The sequence below is a fragment of the Mycobacterium haemophilum DSM 44634 genome (assembly GCF_000340435.2).
GTDB lineage: Bacteria > Actinomycetota > Actinomycetes > Mycobacteriales > Mycobacteriaceae > Mycobacterium > Mycobacterium haemophilum.
The window spans coordinates 293,457-312,583 of record NZ_CP011883.2 but is presented as its reverse complement, the minus strand read 5'-3'; the positions used below and the strand labels follow the sequence as shown (position 1 = coordinate 312,583).

14 protein-coding genes and 2 pseudogenes are annotated in these 19,127 nt (G+C 63.6%); 8 read left to right on the top strand and 8 right to left on the bottom strand.

Going from position 1 to position 19,127, the window contains the following annotated elements; genetic code table 11:
- Nucleotides 1-124 precede the first annotated feature (124 nt).
- Nucleotides 125-1,573, top strand: coding sequence for a lipase maturation factor family protein (locus B586_RS01455; RefSeq protein ID WP_054878898.1), 1,449 nt, complete (start codon nucleotides 125-127; stop codon nucleotides 1,571-1,573).
- Between the two features lie 65 nt (nucleotides 1,574-1,638).
- Here B586_RS01455 and B586_RS19740 read toward each other — a convergent pair.
- Nucleotides 1,639-2,494, bottom strand: a pseudogene (locus B586_RS19740) (acetolactate synthase large subunit family protein); the annotation flags it as partial.
- Nucleotides 2,495-2,575: 81 nt separating this feature from the next.
- On the opposite strand from B586_RS19740, the gene B586_RS01445 reads away from it, so the two are divergent.
- Complete coding sequence (locus B586_RS01445) at nucleotides 2,576-3,949, top strand: NADP-dependent succinic semialdehyde dehydrogenase (protein WP_054880777.1); 1,374 nt, start codon at nucleotides 2,576-2,578, stop codon at nucleotides 3,947-3,949.
- An 8-nt stretch (nucleotides 3,950-3,957) separates the two neighbouring features.
- Here B586_RS01445 and B586_RS01440 read toward each other — a convergent pair whose 3' ends face one another.
- A complete protein-coding gene (locus tag B586_RS01440; protein ID WP_054878900.1) occupies nucleotides 3,958-4,884 on the bottom strand; it encodes a proline iminopeptidase-family hydrolase in 927 nt (308 codons plus the stop codon).
- Nucleotides 4,885-4,990: 106 nt separating this feature from the next.
- Nucleotides 4,991-5,213: pseudogene (locus tag B586_RS22890) on the bottom strand (ATP-binding protein); the annotation flags it as partial.
- Nucleotides 5,214-5,965: 752 nt separating this feature from the next.
- On the opposite strand from B586_RS22890, the gene B586_RS01425 reads away from it, so the two are divergent.
- Nucleotides 5,966-6,274, top strand: a complete 309-nt coding sequence (locus B586_RS01425) for a PE family protein (protein WP_054878902.1) — start codon at nucleotides 5,966-5,968, stop codon at nucleotides 6,272-6,274.
- Nucleotides 6,275-6,352: 78 nt separating this feature from the next.
- Nucleotides 6,353-6,946, top strand: a complete 594-nt coding sequence (locus B586_RS01420; protein ID WP_054878903.1) for a PPE family protein — start codon at nucleotides 6,353-6,355, stop codon at nucleotides 6,944-6,946.
- A gap of 228 nt (nucleotides 6,947-7,174) precedes the next feature.
- Here B586_RS01420 and B586_RS01415 read toward each other — a convergent pair whose 3' ends face one another.
- Both B586_RS01415 and B586_RS01410 read right to left on the bottom strand, forming a co-directional pair.
- A complete protein-coding gene (locus tag B586_RS01415) occupies nucleotides 7,175-8,113 on the bottom strand; it encodes a R2-like ligand-binding oxidase (protein WP_054878904.1) in 939 nt (312 codons plus the stop codon).
- An 18-nt stretch (nucleotides 8,114-8,131) separates the two neighbouring features.
- Nucleotides 8,132-8,809: a TetR/AcrR family transcriptional regulator gene (locus tag B586_RS01410; protein WP_054878905.1), complete on the bottom strand. Its 678-nt coding sequence runs from the start codon at nucleotides 8,807-8,809 to the stop codon at nucleotides 8,132-8,134.
- 373 nt (nucleotides 8,810-9,182) lie between these two features.
- On the opposite strand from B586_RS01410, the gene B586_RS01405 reads away from it, so the two are divergent.
- Nucleotides 9,183-10,373, top strand: a complete 1,191-nt coding sequence (locus tag B586_RS01405; protein WP_211141551.1) for an amidohydrolase family protein — start codon at nucleotides 9,183-9,185, stop codon at nucleotides 10,371-10,373.
- On the opposite strand, the gene B586_RS01400 is transcribed toward B586_RS01405, so the two are convergent.
- The gene (locus B586_RS01400) at nucleotides 10,374-12,083 is read right to left on the bottom strand and encodes an acyl-CoA dehydrogenase family protein (RefSeq protein WP_054880778.1); all 1,710 of its coding nucleotides are present in this window, start codon (nucleotides 12,081-12,083) and stop codon (nucleotides 10,374-10,376) included.
- 187 nt (nucleotides 12,084-12,270) lie between these two features.
- Between B586_RS01400 and B586_RS01395 the strand changes: the two genes are divergently transcribed.
- A complete protein-coding gene (locus tag B586_RS01395) occupies nucleotides 12,271-13,251 on the top strand; it encodes a phosphotriesterase family protein (RefSeq protein ID WP_054878907.1) in 981 nt (326 codons plus the stop codon).
- A 23-nt stretch (nucleotides 13,252-13,274) separates the two neighbouring features.
- Here B586_RS01395 and B586_RS01390 read toward each other — a convergent pair whose 3' ends face one another.
- Nucleotides 13,275-14,456 carry an acyltransferase family protein gene (locus B586_RS01390; protein ID WP_054878908.1) on the bottom strand — a complete coding sequence of 394 codons (1,182 nt, stop codon included), beginning with the start codon at nucleotides 14,454-14,456 and terminating at the stop codon, nucleotides 13,275-13,277.
- 199 nt (nucleotides 14,457-14,655) lie between these two features.
- On the opposite strand from B586_RS01390, the gene pgfA reads away from it, so the two are divergent.
- Nucleotides 14,656-15,939 carry a cell envelope lipid trafficking protein PgfA gene (gene pgfA, locus B586_RS01385; protein ID WP_054878909.1) on the top strand — a complete coding sequence of 428 codons (1,284 nt, stop codon included), beginning with the start codon at nucleotides 14,656-14,658 and terminating at the stop codon, nucleotides 15,937-15,939.
- A gap of 126 nt (nucleotides 15,940-16,065) precedes the next feature.
- A complete protein-coding gene (locus tag B586_RS01380; RefSeq protein ID WP_054880779.1) occupies nucleotides 16,066-17,859 on the top strand; it encodes an MmpA family trehalose lipid delivery protein in 1,794 nt (597 codons plus the stop codon).
- A gap of 15 nt (nucleotides 17,860-17,874) precedes the next feature.
- Here the strand turns inward: B586_RS01380 and B586_RS01375 are convergent, their stop codons facing one another.
- Entirely contained in the window at nucleotides 17,875-19,074 is a 1,200-nt protein-coding gene (locus tag B586_RS01375) for a glycosyltransferase family 4 protein (protein WP_054878910.1), read from the bottom strand.
- Nucleotides 19,075-19,127 lie beyond the last annotated feature (53 nt).

The following is a 19,127-nucleotide window of genomic DNA, read 5'->3' as shown; positions in this document are numbered from 1 at the left end:
CTGTTTCTCGACAGCAGGCGTCGACAACTGCAGGTTCGCGGGGGGCGGCGCACCCCGCGCTATTGGCTCCGGGTGTGCGAGCTGGTTAACTGGATATGCAGTCACCGTCCAAGGAGTTGCGGCCATGGGATGGTTTTCGGCACCCGAATATTGGCTGGGCAGATTGGTGCTCGAGCGTGGTGCGGCAGCCATCTACCTCATCGCGTTCGTGGCGGCCGCGACCCAGTTTCAGGCGCTCATCGGGGAGCACGGAATCCTGCCGGTGCCGCGATTTCTCGCTGGGCAGTCCTTCTGGAGATCACCGAGCATCTTTCATGTCCGCTACTCCGATCGGTTGTTCGCCCTCGTCTGCTGGTTCGGCGCAGCGCTTTCGGCAGCTATCGTGGTCGGAGCAGCCGACCTGGCGCCGCTGTGGACCGCGATGCTGATGTGGCTGACGCTTTGGGTGCTCTACCTTTCGATCGTCAACGTCGGACAGGTGTGGTACGGATTCGGCTGGGAGTCGTTGCTGCTAGAGACCGGGTTCCTGGTGATCTTCCTGGGCAACGACCGCGTCGCACCCCCGGTGCTGACGCTGTGGATGGCGCGATTGCTGCTGTTCCGCGTTGAGTTCGGTGCCGGACTGATTAAGATGCGCGGCGATGCCTGCTGGCGCAATCTCACCTGCCTGTTCTACCACCATGAGACACAGCCAATGCCGGGGCCGTTCAGCTGGTTTTTCCATCACCTGCCCAAGCCGCTGCACCGAATCGAGGTGGCTGGTAACCATTTTGCCCAGCTCGTCGTGCCGTTCGGGTTGTTCGCACCACAGCCGGTCGCCAGCGTGGCCGCGGCGCTTATCGTCGTCACCCAGCTGTGGCTGGTGGCTTCGGGCAACTTCGCCTGGCTCAACTGGCTGACGATCATCCTGGCGTGCAGCGCGATCGACCAGTCGTGGATCCGGTGGTGGCCGGTGACACTGTTACCTGCGCAGCCATCGCTGTCGGCGCCGCCGTCGTGGTTCACCGGCTTGGTGATCATGTTCACCGCCGCGGTCCTGTTCCTAAGCTATTGGCCGGCACGCAACATGCTGTCGTCGCATCAGCGAATGAACATGTCGTTCAACCCATTTCACCTCGTGAACACCTACGGAGCTTTCGGCAGCATTGGCCGCATCCGCCGGGAGGTGGTGATCGAAGGCACCGAGGAGGCGGCCATCAGCAAGCAGACGGTCTGGAAGGAATACGAGTTTAAAGGCAAGCCCGGCGCGGTGCACCGGCTGCCGCGTCAATGGGCGCCCTATCATCTGCGGCTGGACTGGCTGATGTGGTTCGCTGCCATCTCACCGGGCTACGCGCAGCCGTGGCTGACGCCGTTCTTGCAGCGACTGCTGCGCAACGATCCGGCGACGCTGCGCCTGTTGCGGCACAATCCTTTCCCGGGATCACCGCCCCGGCATGTGCGCGCGCAGCTCTACGAGTACCGATTCACCAGTATTGCCGAACTGCGGCACGATCGGGCATGGTGGCATCGCACGTTGCTGGGCCCGTACCTGCGGCCGATGACGCTGCAGAAAGTCACGTCCAAGCAATAGTATGGGATCACAGTGTCTCGCCCAGCCGGTCGGTCAGCCGCAGATTCTCCGACTCGATCAGGCCGTCCGTTTGAAATAAGACAGGTGTTGTGCTGATACGTCGGGTACAGCCGCGCCATCCACATCTTGGTGGCGCCGGTGTCCATCAGCACGACGTCGCTGCGCGAGTGTCGGCAACCACCCGCTGCGTGGCCAGCGGGAACCGTGAATCCTGTTGCTCCCGAGCGAATTTCTCAGCGAGAAAACCGGATCCTGGTACCGCGCCGTCTTCGTCGAAGCGGTGGCCGGCCCCGCGGATTGATCCGGACGGGGTCGAATTCCTGCAGCTCGTATCCGACCGCGATGATGACGTCGGCGTTGTCGAATCCGAAATTGACGTAGTCATGCCGCATGAACCCGATGGTTCCTAAGCTGTTGGGGTGGTCGTCGGGCATGACACCCTTGCCGTGGAAGGTGTTGGCCACCCGAATGCTAAGTTCATCGGAGAACCGCAGCAGGGCTGACGGCGCCTCGGCGCGGACAACGTTGCGCAGCAACGGTTTCAGACCGGGGTAGTCCGCGGCATCGGTATCTAGGTGTTCGGGCACGGCCAGGTAAACGGCGGCCGGGCGTTCGGTCTCGGCAAGTTTGAACGCTTTGCAGAACATTTCTGGTATGGCGTGTGCGGTGGGGACGCCGGCGGCCCAGCGGGTGATCGGGGTGAACATCGACACCAAGTCGACGTACTGGTGCGACTCCTTGTACTGGCGATCCTGGCCGACCTGAGTGGAGATCGCCACCATCGGGGTGCTGTTGGTGGCGGATGGATGACGCCGCCAATGCCTGCACGAAGCGGATGTTCTCCTCGCCGGGTATCCCAAAGACGACCGAGACACCCTCGCTTTCCAGGCACTGGACCATCAGTTGAGCGGCTGTGCTCATCCGACACCTCCCTGGGCCACGATAATGGCAGGCTGGACCCAGACGTTTCACCAGCCAGCCCCAGATGAAGGAGAGGTCAGCGTGTCGATCGCCACTATCAACCCGGCCACCGGCGAGACGGTAAAGACCTTTACCCCGGCGACCCAGCATGAAGTCGAGGCTGCGATTGCTCGCGGCTACGCGCGGTTCGACGACTACCGTCACACCACCTTCGCTCAGCGCGCCAAGTGGGCTAACGCCACCGCCGACCTGCTCGAGGCCGAAGCCGACCAAGCCGCCGCCATGATGACCCTCGAGATGGGTAAGACGCTGGCCTCGGCCAAGGGCGAGGCACTGAAGTGCGCCAAGGGTTTTCGCTACTACGCCGAGAACGCCGAAGCGTTGCTCGCCGATGAACCGGCCGACGCCGCCGCCGTTGGCGCGTCGCAGGCATTCGCTCGCTACCAGCCGCTCGGGGTGGTACTGGCCGTGATGCCGTGGAACTTTCCGCTGTGGCAGGCCGTCCGCTTCGCCGCGCCGGCGCTGATGGCCGGCAACGTCGGCCTACTCAAGCACGCGTCCAACGTGCCGCAGTGTGCGCTGTACCTCGCCGACGTCATTGCCCGTGGCGGCTTCCCGCAGGGCTGTTTTCAAACGCTGCTCATCTCGGCCAGCGGTGTCGAAGCCATCCTGCGCGATCCCCGCGTCGCGGCGGCCACCCTCACCGGCAGCGAACCGGCCGGCCAGTCGGTCGGCGCCATCGCGGGCGACGAGATCAAGCCCACCGTGCTCGAGCTCGGCGGCAGCGACCCGTTCATCGTGATGCCCTCAGCCGATGTGGATGCAGCAGTGGCCACCGCGGTCACCGGCCGGGTCCAGAACAACGGCCAATCCTGCATCGCCGCCAAGCGGTTTATCGCCCACGCCGACATTTACGACGAGTTCGTCGACAAGTTCGTCGCGCGGATGGAGGCGCTGCAGGTGGGTGACCCGACCGACCCGGACACCGACGTCGGTCCGCTGGCCACCGAGTCGGGCCGCGCCGAAGTCGAACAGCAAGTCGACGCCGCCGCCGCGGCCGGCGCGGTGATCCGCTGCGGCGGTAAACGTCCCGACCGGCCGGGATGGTTCTACCCACCGACCGTGGTCACCGGCATCACCAAGGACATGGCGCTCTACACCGAGGAGGTCTTCGGTCCGGTCGCCTCGGTGTATCGTGCCGCCGACATCGACGAAGCCATCGAGATCGCCAATGCCACCACCTTCGGGTTGGGTTCCAACGCCTGGACACAGGACGAGACCGAGCAGCGGCGCTTCATCGACGACATCGCGGCCGGTCAGGTCTTCATCAACGGGATGACGGTGTCCTACCCCGAATTGCCGTTCGGCGGTGTCAAGCGGTCCGGCTACGGACGCGAGCTGTCGGCCCACGGGATCCGCGAGTTCTGCAACACCAAGACGGTCTGGATCGCCTAGAGCCGACTTCAAGCCCTCGGGTCGTCGCATGATTCGAGAAACGCGTTGACAACGTCGAGGAACAATTCCTCTTCCTCTAGATGCGGCGTGTGGCTGGAATGCTCGAATTTTGCGTACTGGACTCGTGGAATCCGCTGCAGGAAAGGAGCGACGCAGAGGTCAGTCGCCTCGTCGTAGCGCCCATTGACAACGAGGGTGGGCACGGTGATCCGATGAAGCTGATCGACCACTGACCACGATTTCAGTGAGCCCGTGATGTAAAACTCATTGGGCCCCACCATCGCGTGATAGACAGTCGGATCTTCTTGCACTGCCTCAAAGCTAGCCATCAATTCTGGCGGGTTGGGAACCATTCGGCACACATGGCGGTCGTAGAACACCTGCTGGGCGCCGAGATACTCCGCGGAATCCGTTGTGCCATTACTCTCGTGGCTGCTCAATGTTTCTTGCACGGCAGCTGGAAGTTCGGACCGCAACTGGTTGACCCCAGCCACCCATAACGGCATCGACGCAGGTGTATTAGCGAGAATCATTCCCCGAAGCCCGGGAGACTGGCTTAGTGCGTGTTCCGCGGCAAGCATCCCGCCCCAGGACTGACCTAACAGGTAGTAATCATCAGCGATCCCGAGATCGTTAAGTAAGCAAATCAACTCGTCGAGGAACAGCTCGACCGTCCAGAACTCAGGATCGGTGTTCGGGAGGTGGGTTGATCGCCCCGACCCAATCTGGTCGTAGTGGATGACCGCGCGTCCGCGGTCGGACAGCCGGGCGAGTCGCAGCAGGTAGTTGTGCGGCACACCGGGACCGCCATGGAGAACGACCACCGGCGTTCGTCCCGAACGACGGCCAATTTCAAGCTCGCCGGTGATGCGCCACCAAGTACGTCCCAGGGGGCCATCGATGTGACCCTCCGACGTGCTCAACGAGATCGTCATCACTCTCCAATCGAATAGCGTTGGGCCTCCGTATAGGCTTACCGGCCCGTTGCGGTGTTGTCTAGCTGGCCTTGCTCCCGGGGCATTCTTCGGGATTCGGCGACGACGGGTGGGGGAACAAGCCGTACCAGTCGCTGGGGTTCTGTTGGAGGTCCGGATCAAGGGTCTGTCGATGATTGCCCGGTCAGAGACCAGGTCGTGGAGATCGTCGGACTGGGTGGTGGTGTGCGCACGCATCGCGAAGTCGTTGATAACCAATACCATTGGCCGGATGTATCGGCGCGCATGCGCTGACCGATAGCGCGATCGGCGTGGCCACCGGCCAGATCGCCAAAACCAGTTCGGGCAAAACACTCACGCGATTGCGGCCGCTGAAGCCGAATACGTGGATTGCTGGGATCGCATGGCGTCCTGAACCTCTTGATACGTCTGCATCGCATCAGCATTCGTAAACACCAGCAGGGTTGTGACTGATCGCCAACTAGCCATGGCGCCCCTCGGCGGGTGACCTCGTTGAGCTCGGCGAGAGGTCGGTGAGAGTGGCGCGCAGCCGTTCTAGGTGATGCGCCTTGGCGACAGTGCAGCGGCGGTAGATGACCGATGATTCACAAGCCATCAGGGCTGGCCCGATGATGCTGCGGGCGTGGGTGAGCGATACGCACGGCAAAGTGTTGTGCGGCTGGGGTGCAGATGACACCGACGCGGGTAAGCAGCTGATGCATTTGGGTCGGGCTTTAGGGCGGAACATTCTGCGTAGCAAGACTTTTTGCGACGTGGGAGGTGTGACGTCGTGTGCCACTAAGGGTGCTTGGTGGCGACTTCTTATGCAGCTGCATGGTTTTGGGTGATCGCCCAGGCAGGTTGAGCATTGGCGCACAACGCGACATCGCGGAGGCCAGCGCCCCAACCAGTATTGGATGCCTGCCCAATAACGTTCTGCCGGTTGAGATGCGAGCGCCCGCCACAGCCGCTATCCTTGGGCCCCAGCTGCGCTCACCGTCAACGCCGACCGTGTGCGCCAAGGGTTACTTGGCCATTCGTGGGCAGTCGGTCGGTTTGTGTGAGGAGAAGCGGAGTAGGCATGTCGTTTTTGAGCGGTTTGAGCGTTCAACCCAGGACATTGACCAGGGCGGCTGGTGCGTTACGGGGCATTGGTGAAGACATGGTTGCCAGCGGTGCCGAGGCCAACCGGGTGACGGCCGCTGTGGTTGCCCCGGGTGGCGACCAGGTGTCGACGGAGGTGGCGGCGTGTCTTTGCGCGCAGGCGGCGGACTATCGGAGGGTCAGTGACCGGGCCGCAGTGATTTTGGAGGAGTTTGTGGCCTCGCTGTCGGCCTCCGCGGAGGCGTATTCGACCTCCGAGACCGACAACTCTCGACACGTCGGCTGATCTGATCACCGGCGCTACCGGCACAGCAGACGTTGATACCAGTGACAGCAATCATTACGGACCAAAGGAACACCAGAGTTGGAAGGTAATTACAGAGTTACACCGCCGGAGGTAACCGCCCGCGCGTTTTACGCCGGCCCGGGTGCTGACTCGCTGTGGCAGGCCCGGAGCGGGTGGGAGCAGTTGGCGAACGACCTGCAAACAGCGGCAAAGGATTTTGAAACGACGCTGAAGACGCTGACGAGGGGATGGCAGAGTGCGGCGGCACTGCAGATGACCCAGGCGACCGCGCCGTATCTAACTTGGCTGCGCTACACGACCGCTCGTGTCTGGTCGAACTGGAATATGACCACGATCGCCTTTCTCGCCTACCAGACGGCGCATAATCGGATGGTGCCCCCGCAGGTGGTCGCCGCCAACATCGCCCGGAGACAGCAGCTGCACCAGACCAACCAGTTGGGGCAAAACACTCACGCGATCGCGGCCGCGCAAGCCCAATACCAGGGGTACTGGGATACGAATGCTAGCGCGATGGAAAACTATCGACATGAGGTAGCGGACGCCATGCGGCGGGTGCAGGCGGTGCCGTTTGTGGAGGCGCCGAAAATTAACGGGGCTGGTTCAGAAGGGCAGCACGTTAACCAGGTGTTTGGCTCCTCGACTCAAGGGTGAGATCGGGTAACGGCCAAAGGGTTTGCCGATCACGGCTTGGCCCGCTGCTCGTGTGGCCCGCACAGCGGGCTGCATGCAGCCGGCATCACGTACCATCGACTCCCCGGCTATTCCTGACAGCGTCAGCATGCTGGCGAGCGTTGACGCCGACGCAGGTAAGCAGCTGATGCATTTGGGTCGCGTGCTAATCATGTCGCGTGCGAGCTATAAGGAGACCGGCGTGGTTGATTAACGGGCTGCCAGGGCCCGCTCGTCCTCCATAGCGAAGGTGTCCTCCAGCTGCAGCGGCGAGTAGTCGACGTCGATCTCCTGCAGCGGCCGCCCGCGAGCGCTGCTGATGGTCCCGAACCGTCGCATCCCTTTGTCGGTGGAGTACTGCATGAACTCGTCGACCGATAGGCCGAACGGGATGTCGGCACCGTAGAGCGCGAAGCCTTCTTCAATGAGGCGCAGCGCCAACGGGATGAGCTCATTCATCCGTGTTTCGAACACCGTCCAATTGGCGTCGTTGGCGGCGACATGGCGCCGACAGGTGAAGGTGCCCCACGCCATATGGCGTCGCTCGTCGTCGCCGATGCGGCGGACCAGCTCCTGCATGCCGGGAAGAATGCCGCGCTCAACGCAAATCTTGTGCCAGGCATAGTATCCCGTCAGTGCCAGCATGCCTTCGACGACGTGGTTGTAGGTGACTGATGCTCGAACCTGGGCGGTCGGCGAGGGATCGGTCAGCAATGCTTCGAGCGATTCCGGCAGTTCCTGGTAGAAGATCTGCGGGTAAGCCGGCGTTTCATCGAGGTAATGGTGCAGGTCCTCGGTGATCCCCACGGCGTCCAACCACAGGCGGAATACCTGCATGTGTTTGGCTTCCTCGAACGCGAACTGCGTCAGATACATCTCGTCTCCCAGCCGCTCTTCGGCGCGCATCGCACTCATGAACGGCTGGATATCCTTGGTGACTGCTTCTTCGCCGGCGATGAACTCGGCGCACAGCCGGGTGGCATAGTCGCGTTCCCGGTCCGACAGCGACTGCCAATCCTGGCTGTCGCGGGAGAAGTCGATATCGGCCGGATTCCAAAACTTTGCGTTGCCGCCGGCAAACAGCTTCAACGGCAAGCTGTCCCAGTTGAGACCGCCCCGGGCGAGCGATCCCATATGTGTGCGTATCACGGTGTTGACCTCCTCGGATTATGTCGGGATCGGTTGTGTCGTCGCAGGTTCCGGCGACGCGGCGAAGGCCGCCGCCAAGACTGCAACCAGCCGGCGCACGGCCAACGCCGGCTGCTCGGGAGTCGGCTCGTCCAGCCCGAGGACGGGATCCATACCGCGCAGGTACGGAGCCAAAGCCAGATGCGGAAAGATCATCAGCAGCAGTGACAACAGCGCATCGGTGTCGCACGGGGCACGCAGCTCGCCGCGCGCCGCGGCGTCGCGCACCAGCGGCCGCAGCACGTCCAGGTAGTGGCGGTGAATCACGGTCCGCACACTGATGCGGGCGTCGGTGTCGACCTCCAAAGTGGCCGCGGCATGAAGTGCACGTTCGTGTGGGTGATCGGCGAAGTAGGCGACCCAGGCGTCGAGCAGGTCTGTGAGAAATTCGAAGAACGGCCTATTGGGGTCCCGCTCGCGAATGAGGTGCTCGACATAAGAACGCACACGTTGGCTGACAATGTCGGCGACGAACGCATAAAGGTCGCGCTTGTCCGCGAAGTACTGGAACAAGCTTCCTTTGGCGACTCCCGCGCGCCGCGCGATGACATTCAGGCTGCCGTTAGAGAATCCGTGTGCTCCGAACTCGGCCTCGGCGGCTTCGACTATCGCCGCCCGACGAGCCGGATCAACACGCACCCACGTCACCGTCGGCATGAAGTCCCCTCGCATGGATGACCAGTGGTCATTCTACGGTGAGCTAGCTCACAGTCAAGGCCTCGCGAACCGTCAATCGCTAACGAACCGTTCGTCCCACCGGTCACACCAGCATCGCAAAACTCCCCATAATGCAAGTCCCAGACGTGATAGCGCAGGCGCTATCACATTTCAAGGTCAGCTCATGGTCTCGGGCCGTTAGCCGGGATGCCCGAGTTGCCGTCCACGCCCCAGCGCCGGTTGCACCGTGGCTTCCAGCAACGCCCGGGCTCTGCTTGGTCACAGTGCCGATGCCGCGAGCACCGCCGGTAATCGCCGATCCGATACTGGTCAAATCTCCGGCCGCTTCAGCCAACATTTGAGGTCCCGCTGTATGCCCACGCTGCTGGGAATTCATCAGCGATTGAAAGACGCCGCGCGCATTTTAATGAGCCGCCGCGCGTCCTTGCCGAATCCGTCGACCGCTCCTAGCATGTCGAAATGGTGGGGCGGCAATATGGGCGCGCTCGGCAAGGAGCTACCGATGACCAGTGATAGCTCGGTGGAGTTCCGCCGCATCGCCACCGAGGAAGCATTTAGCACCCCCAACGTCACTGCCGTGCTGGAACAGTGGGTCGGCCAGGCGCCAACCGACGAGCCGGATTGGGAGTTCCAGGATTTCCTCTTCCACGGCGCGGGGGCTTTCGGCGAAGTGGGACGGTCTTTACTGATCGATCTCGACGACGTGCGGCTGCAAATCATGGACGCCAATGGTGTCGACATGCAAGTGCTGTCCCTCACCTCACCTGGGGTGCAGACACTCGACGATAATCAGGCCGTCGGCCTGGTAGCGGAAGCCAATGACCTGCTCGCCGAAGCGATTGCACGCCATCCGGACCGGTTTGCCGGCCTAGCGGCGATTGCACCGCAAGTTCCGGCGAGCGCGGTCAAGGAAATAGACCGCGCGATTGGCCAGTTGGGGCTCAACGGCATCATCATCAATTCCCACACCCACAATGAGTACTTGGATGAGGAGAAGTTCTGGCCCATCTTGGAAGCCGCAGAGGATTTCGATGCCGCGATCTACTTGCACCCGAGATGCCCGTCGGCGGGTATGGCCAGGCCAATGCAGAAGCATGACCTTCTTGCCGCCATCTGGGGCTTTCAGGCCGAGACCGGACTGCATGCCATGAGGTTGCTCTGCAGCGGGGTTTTCGACCGCTTTCCAAAGCTCACAGTTGTATTGGGCCACCTAGGCGAAGCACTTCCGTACTGGTTGCACAGGATCGACCGGTTTCGGGAAATACCGACATCGACATGTAACGTGCGGCCCCGGCTGGAACTGACATTCACCGAATACCTGAAGAGAAACTTCTACATCACCACAAGCGGAATGCCCTGGAATCCTGCGCTGAAGTTCTGCATCGAAGCGCTGGGCGCCGGCAACATCATGTTCGCCGTCGATTATCCGTATGAAGACACGGCTGAGGCTGTCCGCTTTCTCGACAATGCACCCATACCCGTCGCCGACAAACACAAGATCTATCACGAGAACGCGGAGCGGGTATTCCACATCCAATCTTGATCACAGGCGCATCTGATAGGCCCCGTTGATCGGCAGGACGTATTCCTTCCAGACCTGCTCGTAGCGCGCCGGGTCGTGGACTGGACGACGGATCATCCGCGTGGCGAAGCGAGCCTGGTCGTCCGTGGTCGACGACTTGCCATTCAGCTCGACGGCATAGCTGTTGAAATCCTTGACGAGCAGCGCAAAGATCTCGTCGAGCAGCGGCTCGCCCACCCCAGACAGTGGGGCCTCCTCCAGGATGAGCTGGGCATAAGGCACCGTCGCGAACAGCTGACCCACACCGAAAGCGAAGTCGATGTCCTTTTGCTGCGCCGCATCGGGGGTCGCGCTGGCCAACATCTCGGCGAGCACGTTGATCTGCTCACGCAGCACCGCGACATTAGGTAGATGCGCATAGCTGTCGAACGGCGCCCGCCAATCGTGGAAGCGCACCTTGCCCAGGCCGCCGGTGGGTCCCTGGGCAAACAAGAATGAATCGTCAGCCGCGTCGTCGCGGCGGCCAATCGCGGGCAATTCGTTATTCGGGGCGAACAGGTAATTGGGCATGAACTTGGCGAGCAGCCCGATGTTGATGTGGACGGTGCCTTCCAGCCGGGGCAGCCCTCCGATTTCGCGGGCCACCGTCTCGAAGAACGTGTCCTTCTCCACACCCTTGGCGGCGATGACATCAAACAGGGCAGTGATGACTCGCTCACCGTCGCTGGTGACCTTCGCCTTGGTCAGCGGGCTGTAGAGCAGATAGCGACGGTCCTCTGCCGAGGCGCTGCGCATGTAGTCGCAGGCTCGGGTGGCGACCAGCTTCATGGCCACCAGCCGCACGTAGGCGTCGGTGAGCAGCCGCCGCACGTGAGTGAAGTCGGTGACGACGGTCCCGTACAGGCGGCGGTTGGACGCGTGGGTGACGGCCTCGTACATGGCGTGCGTGCACATGCCGATGGAGCCCCATCCCAAGTTGTACTTGCAGACGTTGACCGTGTTGAGCGCGGCGTGGAAGGCCTCCGGGCCTCGGTGCAGGATGTCGGCCTCGGTGACCGGGTAGTCGCGCAGCGCGTAATTGGCGACGTAGTTTTGCGCTTTCACCACGTTCTTGATCAGGTCGTACCGCTCATGCTGGGAGTCGGCGACGAAGAAGACGTATTCGTCGGTTCCATGAGGCCCGGCGATTTTGCCGAACGTGGAGACCATCCGGGCGACGTTGGCGTTGCCGATGTAGTACTTCTCGCCATTAGCGGTCCAGCGGCCCGGGCCGGCCGGCTGCAAGATCATGTCGGTCTGGTAGACGTCGGCGCCATGTGTCTGCTCTGACAGGCCGAAGGCGAACACCTCGCCGGCCTGCAGCTGGGCGGCGGCCTTACGCTTGGCGTCCTCGTTGGCGCTCATCCAGATCGGGCCCAGACCGAGGGCGGTCACCTGGAAGGGGTACCAATAGCTGAGTCCGTAGAAGCCCATGATCTCGGCGAACTCGCTGATCCGGTAGGTGTCCCAGCGGCAATCCGGGCCGCCGTATTTGGCCGGCGTCAGCAGGGAGGCAAAGATGTGCTCCCGCCCAATGAAATCCAGGAAATCGGAGTACCACACACGCTCGTGCTCGTCGGACTTCAGCCGCGCCTTTCCCCGGGACTCGAAAAAGTCCACCGTCGCGGCCATGATCTCCCCCGAGCGACGGTCCGGGTATTGGCGTTCTAAACGGTTGGGATTGAGCAACATGACGATGTCTCCCTGGGGCTCTCGGGGGTTCCCGGGCGGTGGTTCGGACACGGACGAGGGTGACGGTACTGCAACAGTGCGGCCGTCGCGCGTCAGGCGAAAAAACCCGGCCAGCAAATTGGCCAATAGCGCACCGACCAAATCCAAACGGCGCTGTTGGCTGACCGCCGGACCTAGCATCGGTTACGTGTCAGAACTCAATACGGCGAGGGGCCCCATCAGCACCGCTGACCTGGGCGTCACGCTCATGCACGAACACGTGTTCATCATGACCACTGAGATCGCGCAGAACTATCCGGAAGCCTGGGGTGACGAAGAGCAGCGAGTGGCTGACGCCATCGCCCGGCTGAGCGAGCTCAAGGCCCGCGGTGTGGACACTATCGTCGACCTCACCGTGATCGGACTGGGCCGCTACATCCCGCGCATCGCCCGCGTCGCGGCGGCGACTGAGCTCAACATTGTGGTGGCGACCGGCTTGTATACCTATAACGACGTACCGTTCTATTTCCACTATTTGGGCCCGGGCGCGCCGTTGAACGGTCCAGAAATCATGACCGACATGTTCGTCCGTGACATCGAGCAGGGCGTCGCTGACACCGGTATCAAGGCGGGGATCCTCAAGTGCGCCACCGACGAACCCGGCATCACCCCGGGTGTCGAGCGGGTGTTGCGTGCGGTCGCCCAGGCACACAAGCGCACCGGGGTGCCAATCTCCACACACACCCATGCGGGGCTACGGCGCGGGCTGGAGCAGCAGCGCATTTTCGCTGAAGAAGGCGTTGATCTGAGCCGCGTGATCATCGGCCATTCCGGTGACAGCACCGACGTCGGCTACCTTGAAGAGCTCATTGCGAACGGCTCCTACCTCGGGATGGATCGATTCGGTGTCGACGTGATCCTCCCGTTCGAGGACCGAGTGAGCATTGTGGCGCAGATGTGCGAGCGTGGGCACGCTGACAAGATGGTGTTGTCCCACGACGCCAACTGCTATTTCGATGCGCTGCCTGAGGCGCTGCAGCCGGTGGCCGCACCCAATTGGCATTACCTGCACATCCACAACGACGTGATCCCCGCACTGAAAGAGCGTGGTGTCACCGACGAACAGCTACACACCATGCTTGTCGACAATCCGCGCCGCATCTTTGAACGCCAAGGCACTTATGAATGAGCCGGTTCGGCGCTGCGCGGAGATCATGGCGCGATTGCGTCCGCCTCGGCCGCTATGAGCTGGGATGCGTCGGCCGGCTTGTGCCGGCGCTCCCAGCGGCGCAGCGCCTCCCGGCAGGGCGACTCGACCAGCGCGTAGCTGACGGCGGCGATCGCGAAACCGAAGATCAGCGTGAGCACCAACACCATAGGCATCCGGCCGGTGAACGGGAATGTTCCGAGCACCGGGAACACCATGGCCAGCGCGGCCAGGTGCCACACGAACAGACCGTAGGACCAGCGGCCCAACGTCACCATGCCGGTGCTGCCCAGTACGCGGTGCGGCGTCTCGGGCCGGTCCAGGACCAACGGCGCCACCAACGCGAACGCCACCAGGGAGCCCATCACCGTCTTCACCGCGAATTGCATGGCAGTGCCCGGAACCAGCCCCTCCGGACCAGCTAGCGGGGAAGCCGCCACCAGGTAGGCCAACAGGGTCACGGCGGCCATCGCCACGCGGCGGCGCGCCAACCGGTGCGGCAACCCGATGCGGCTAGACGCCCACTCCGCCAGCAACATGCCCGCCGCAAACCAGGAGAAAAATGCCGGCGGCCAGGTCAGCGGATTGACGCCCGATCCGGTGTGCACCGGCACCCAGCCCCAAGCCCAACTGATCGCCGCCACGGCGGCGATCACCGGCACCCGGGCACGGACCGAGATATGGCGGGCCAACAACGCCAGGATGGGCAACGCCAGGTAGAAGCTGGCCTCGACGGACAGGCTCCACATCTGGGTTAGGCCGCCGGTCAAGGTGAGCGGAACGTAGATCTGGGTGAGCGTCAGATTTGCCAACCATACGGTCAGGCTGGCGTGATCGGCATCGGGCAGCAGGGACAGGATCACGACGACCGCCACCAGATAGGCCGGCATGATGCGTACCACCCGCGATCGCAGGTAGTGGCCGGTGCGTGGCCACTGCTCCTTGGCCCCGGGTTCCCTAGCCGCCGCTGCATGTCCGCGCCACAACAGGAATCCCGACAGCGCAAAGAACACCGCCACAGCGAGGTCGAAGCGGCCGAAGAGTCGGCCCGTAATACCGCTGGAGTGCCCCGTCTGAAAAGCGACATGGGTAACGACCACGCCGATGGCCGCGCACGCACGCATGCCCTCCACAGCGGGCAGAAAGCTGCGGATCCCACCCACCTGCTGGCCGTCGGTCACGATCACAGTTTGCCTAAGGTGTGCGTTGCCGACGAATCGGATACACCCCGATGGCCCCGTATTGCCCGGGTAACCGCCGATAGGTTCGTACGCAAAGACCGTACCTTCTGCTGTTAGGGTCAAACGGGTTTTGCCTCGCTGCTTGGTCAGGTCGGAGCGGGTCGCGACCGACGAGTCCAGGGGCCAGAAGGAGGATCACAGCAACGTGAACCGAGCAGTCATGTTGCGGTTCGCCGCATGCGGGATCGTCGGACTCGGCGCTGCCCTTTTGATTGCCGCATTGCTGCTATCGACGTATACCAGCAGCAGGATCACCAAGATCCCGCTCGATATCGACGCCACATTGGTTAGCGACGGCAGCGGAACCGCGCTCGACTCGAGCTCGTTGTCCGGCGAGCACATCATCGTCAACCAGAATGTGCCGCTAGTGTCCCAACAGCAGATCACCGTCGAGGCGCCGGCCAACGCTGACGTGGTCACGTTTCAGGTCGGCGCCTCGGTCCGGCGCACCGATAAGCAAAAAGACACTGGGCTACTGCTGGCCATCGTCGACACGGTCACGCTCAACCGCAAAACGGCGATGGCCGTTTCGGACGACACGCACACCGGCGGCTCCGTCCAGAAGCCGCGCGGATTCGCTGACCAGAACCCGCCGACCGCCATCCCGCTGCGACACGACGGGTTGTCCTACCGGTTCCCCTTCCACACCGAGAAAAAGACGTACCCGTACTTCGATCCGATCGCGCAGAAGGCGTTTGACGTCAACTACCAAAGTCAAGAAGACGTCAACGGTCTAACCACCTACCGCTTCACGCAAAACGTCGGCTACAACGCCGATGGCAAGCTGGTGGCTCCAGTAACCTACCCGTCGCTGTACGCCGGCGATGAGGACGGCAAAGTGACCACCACCGCGGCGATGTGGGGTTTGCCCGGCGACCCCGCGGAGCAGATCACCATGACCCGCTACTACGCTGCGCAGCGCACCTTCTGGGTGGATCCGGTGTCGGGCACCATCGTCAAGGAAACCGAGCACGCCAACCACTACTTTGCCCGCGATGCGCTCAAGCCTGAGGTGACGCTGGCCGATTACAAGGTCACTTCCACCGAAGAGACCATCGAATCTCAGGTCAACTCGGCCCGCGACGAACGTGACCGGCTGGCGCTATGGTCGCGGGTGTTGCCGATCACGTTCACCGCGGTCGGCTTGATCGCGCTGGTCGGTGGTGGATTGCTCGCCTCGTTCAGCCTGCGGACCGAGAGCGCGCTGACCGAACCCGGTCTGGACCGAGCGGACCGCGACTCCTTCGGCCGCGGCCGCGCCGAGGAACCAGTGCCTGGGGCTGAAGCCGAGACCGAGAAACTGCCCACTCAACGCCCTGACCTGCGCGATTCGGGTGCACCCAGCGCCGGTCCGCCCCAGCTAGGTTCGAGTGAGCCCCTCCCGCCCGATTCGGGGCCAGCCGACCTCGGCCCCCCCGAACGGGCATAGCTCGGCGACGATGCGGGCCAGAATGGCCCGAAATGGGGGTACCTCCCGCTTGCGGGGGAGAGCCGAGCAATCAGAACAAAGCTCGGCGGCTGGGCCGTGGATGTGAGTGAAGTGCGCCGCCAGTCCATGCACTGGTCTCGGCCCAGCTACGCGTTGGTTCTGGCGCTGGTGGTGGTTGGCCCGCTGATGCGGCCCGGCTACCTGCTGCTGCGCGACGCGGTGTCCACGCCCCGGTCATATCTGTCCGACACCGCCCTGGGATTGACGTCCGCGCCGCGGGCGACGCCGCAAGATTTCGCGGTGGCGCTGGCCTCGCATCTGGTCGACGGCGGGGTCGTGGTGAAGGCGTCGCTCATCTTGGGGTTATGGCTGGCGGGATGGGGTGCGGCTCGACTGGTCGCGACGGCGCTGCCCTCGGCGGGTGCGGGTGGCCAGTTCGTCGCGATCACGCTGGCGGCCTGGAATCCCTATGTAGCGGAGCGGCTGCTACAGGGCCATTGGAGCCTGCTGGTCGGCTACGGGTGCCTGCCATGGGTTGCCGAGGCAATGCTGACACTGCGGTCAGCCGCTGGTGCGAGCCGGCCGGGTTCGCTGGGTTTTTTCGCGCTGGCTTGTTGGATCGCGCTGGCCGGGCTGACTCCGACCGGATTGCTACTCGCCGCGACAGTGGCGCTGGTCTGCGTGGCTGCCCCGGTCGAGGGCCCTGGGGGCCGGCCGCGTTGGCTGTGCGCCGCAGCGACATTGGGCAGTGCGCTAGGGGCGGCGCTGCCCTGGCTGACAGCTGCGGCGGTGGGCACGTCGTTGACCGCCCATACCGCAACGAACGCGCTCGGTGTCACGGTGTTTGCGCCTCGCGCCGAGCCCGGTCTGGGCACACTGGCCAGCCTGGCCAGCCTCGGCGGCATCTGGAATGCCGAGGCGGTACCCACCTCACGGACCACACTTTTCGCGTTATTGTCGGCCGCGGTGCTCCTCGGTGTGGTGGTGGCGGGACTCCCGGTGGCGGCGCGACGTCCAGCAGTGGTGCCGCTGCTGGGGCTGGCGGCGGTGTCGGTGTTAGCACCGGCCGCTTTGGCAACCGGTCCGGGCCTCGACGTGCTGGCAGCGGTAGTCGATGCTGTGCCCGGCCTCGGAGTGCTGCGCGACGGGCAGAAGTGGATGGCGTTAGCGGTGCCAGGATACGCACTTGCGGGGGCCGGCGCAGTGGTGACGCTGCGACGTTGGCTCGGACCTTCAAGACCGCGAGGTTCGGCGGTGACGGCGTTAGCGTGCTGCCTCGCGCTGATGCTGGCGCTGCCGGACCTGGCCTGGGGCGTGTGGGGCAAGGTTGCACCGGTGCATTACCCGTCCGGGTGGGCGGCCGTGGCGGCGACGATCAATGACCGAGGCGGCCCAGGGTGGGTAGCGGTACTGCCCGCCGGCACCATGCGGCGCTTCTCGTGGTCCGGGGCCGCACCGGTGCTTGATCCGTTGCCCCGATGGGTCCGCGCCGACGTGCTGACCACCGGTGATCTGGTCATTTCTGGAGTGATGGTTGCTGGCGAGGGCCATCATGCTCGAGCGGTACAGGACTTGCTGCTGGCCGGGGCGGATCCTTCCGCGTTAGCTGCGGCTGGCGTGGCATGGCTGGTTGTCGAATCGGACACCGCCGGTGACCGGGGTGCGTCCGCGCGCACCCTGGCCGCGCTGACGCCAATCTACCGTGACGATGCGATCGCTCTTTATCGGATTGGCGGGCACAGCGCGGGGGCACCTGCCGCCAGTCGCCGAGCATTACTGATTGCCGCGCATCTGGCGTGGCTGGCCATGCTGATCGTGGGCGCGGTCGGAACGCTGCTCACCGGATGCCGGGGCCGCTGGGTTGCGCCTCGACACTTAAACCACGTACAGGACACGCCGAAGGACATCGCCGAGGATTAAGTCTCGCGATACGCGTCACACGCCGACTGAGACCACGCCGTTGACGTAGTCGCCGGCGTGCACCGCTTGCAGCACCGTGCGCATTGCGTCAGCGCTTTGCCGCCAGGAAAACTCGATGCTGCGCGCTTGCGCCTTGGCGCCAAGTTGATCACGCAACACGGGATCAGTCAGTAGTTCTTCGAGCCGATCCACCAGATCAGCGCGGTTGTCCACCAATATCCCGGTCACCCCGTCGATGATCGAATCGGTCAACCCCCCGGAGGATCGATAGCCGATGGTGGGCACGTTGTGCTGGGCCGCCTCCACCACCGCCAGACCCCATCCCTCCTTCCGCGAAGGCAGTAGGTGCACCCAAGAGCTTTGCAACACATGGTGCTTAGTCACGTCATCGACATGGCCGTGGAAGGTCACCGCGTCGGAAATTCCAAGTCGGCGCGCATGGTCGACGAGTCGCTGCCGCCACCACCCGCCGCCAACGATGTCAAGACGCAGACCCGGCATCACCAAGCGCCGTCGCCGCAGCTCCGCGACTGCCTCCAACGCATCTTCAATCTGCTTGTGCGGCACCAGCCGCGACAACACAACCACTCGCGGTGCGGCCCCGCGTGGGCCGGACAACGATTGCGCCGGCGCCTCGTCGAGACCGTTGCGCACCACCGCGATCCGCTCGTTATCCACGCCGAGAGCAACCAGGTCGCGGGCCGACGGCAGCGACACCGTCAGGTATTGATTGCGCCGATGCAGCCGCGGCGACAACGTTGACTCGACATACCAGCCGAGCCGACCGAGCACCGGCCCAGCCACCGGCCACTGCTCACGGTGGCAATGGTGCACCAGCACCACCACCCGCCGGCCATACACCAACCGGGCCAGGAACGGCCAGCCGTTTTGGGTATCGACGACCACATCGGGGCGCACCCGCCGCAGCGGTCCACGGCCGAACCGGGCTCCCAATTCGTTCCGGACCATCGCCAGCAATGCCCACAGGTACACCGAGTAACGCCCACCGGCGCGGCTAATCCGCACACCGTCGACCACGTCACGTCGCGGCGCACCCGGGTAACGTGCGGTGCGTAGCGTGACGGAGATACCCGATGCGGCCAGCTGTGCACCGATGCGCTGCAAGTAGGTTTCGCTACCGCCCCCCTGTGGGTGACCAATGTCGCGCCAGCACAGCAGCAATACCGAACCCAGCTCACGTTGCGCGGCAGACATCGACCGCTAGCCTAGCGGCCGCGGGCGGGCAGCCCAGCGTCACGCTCACGTTG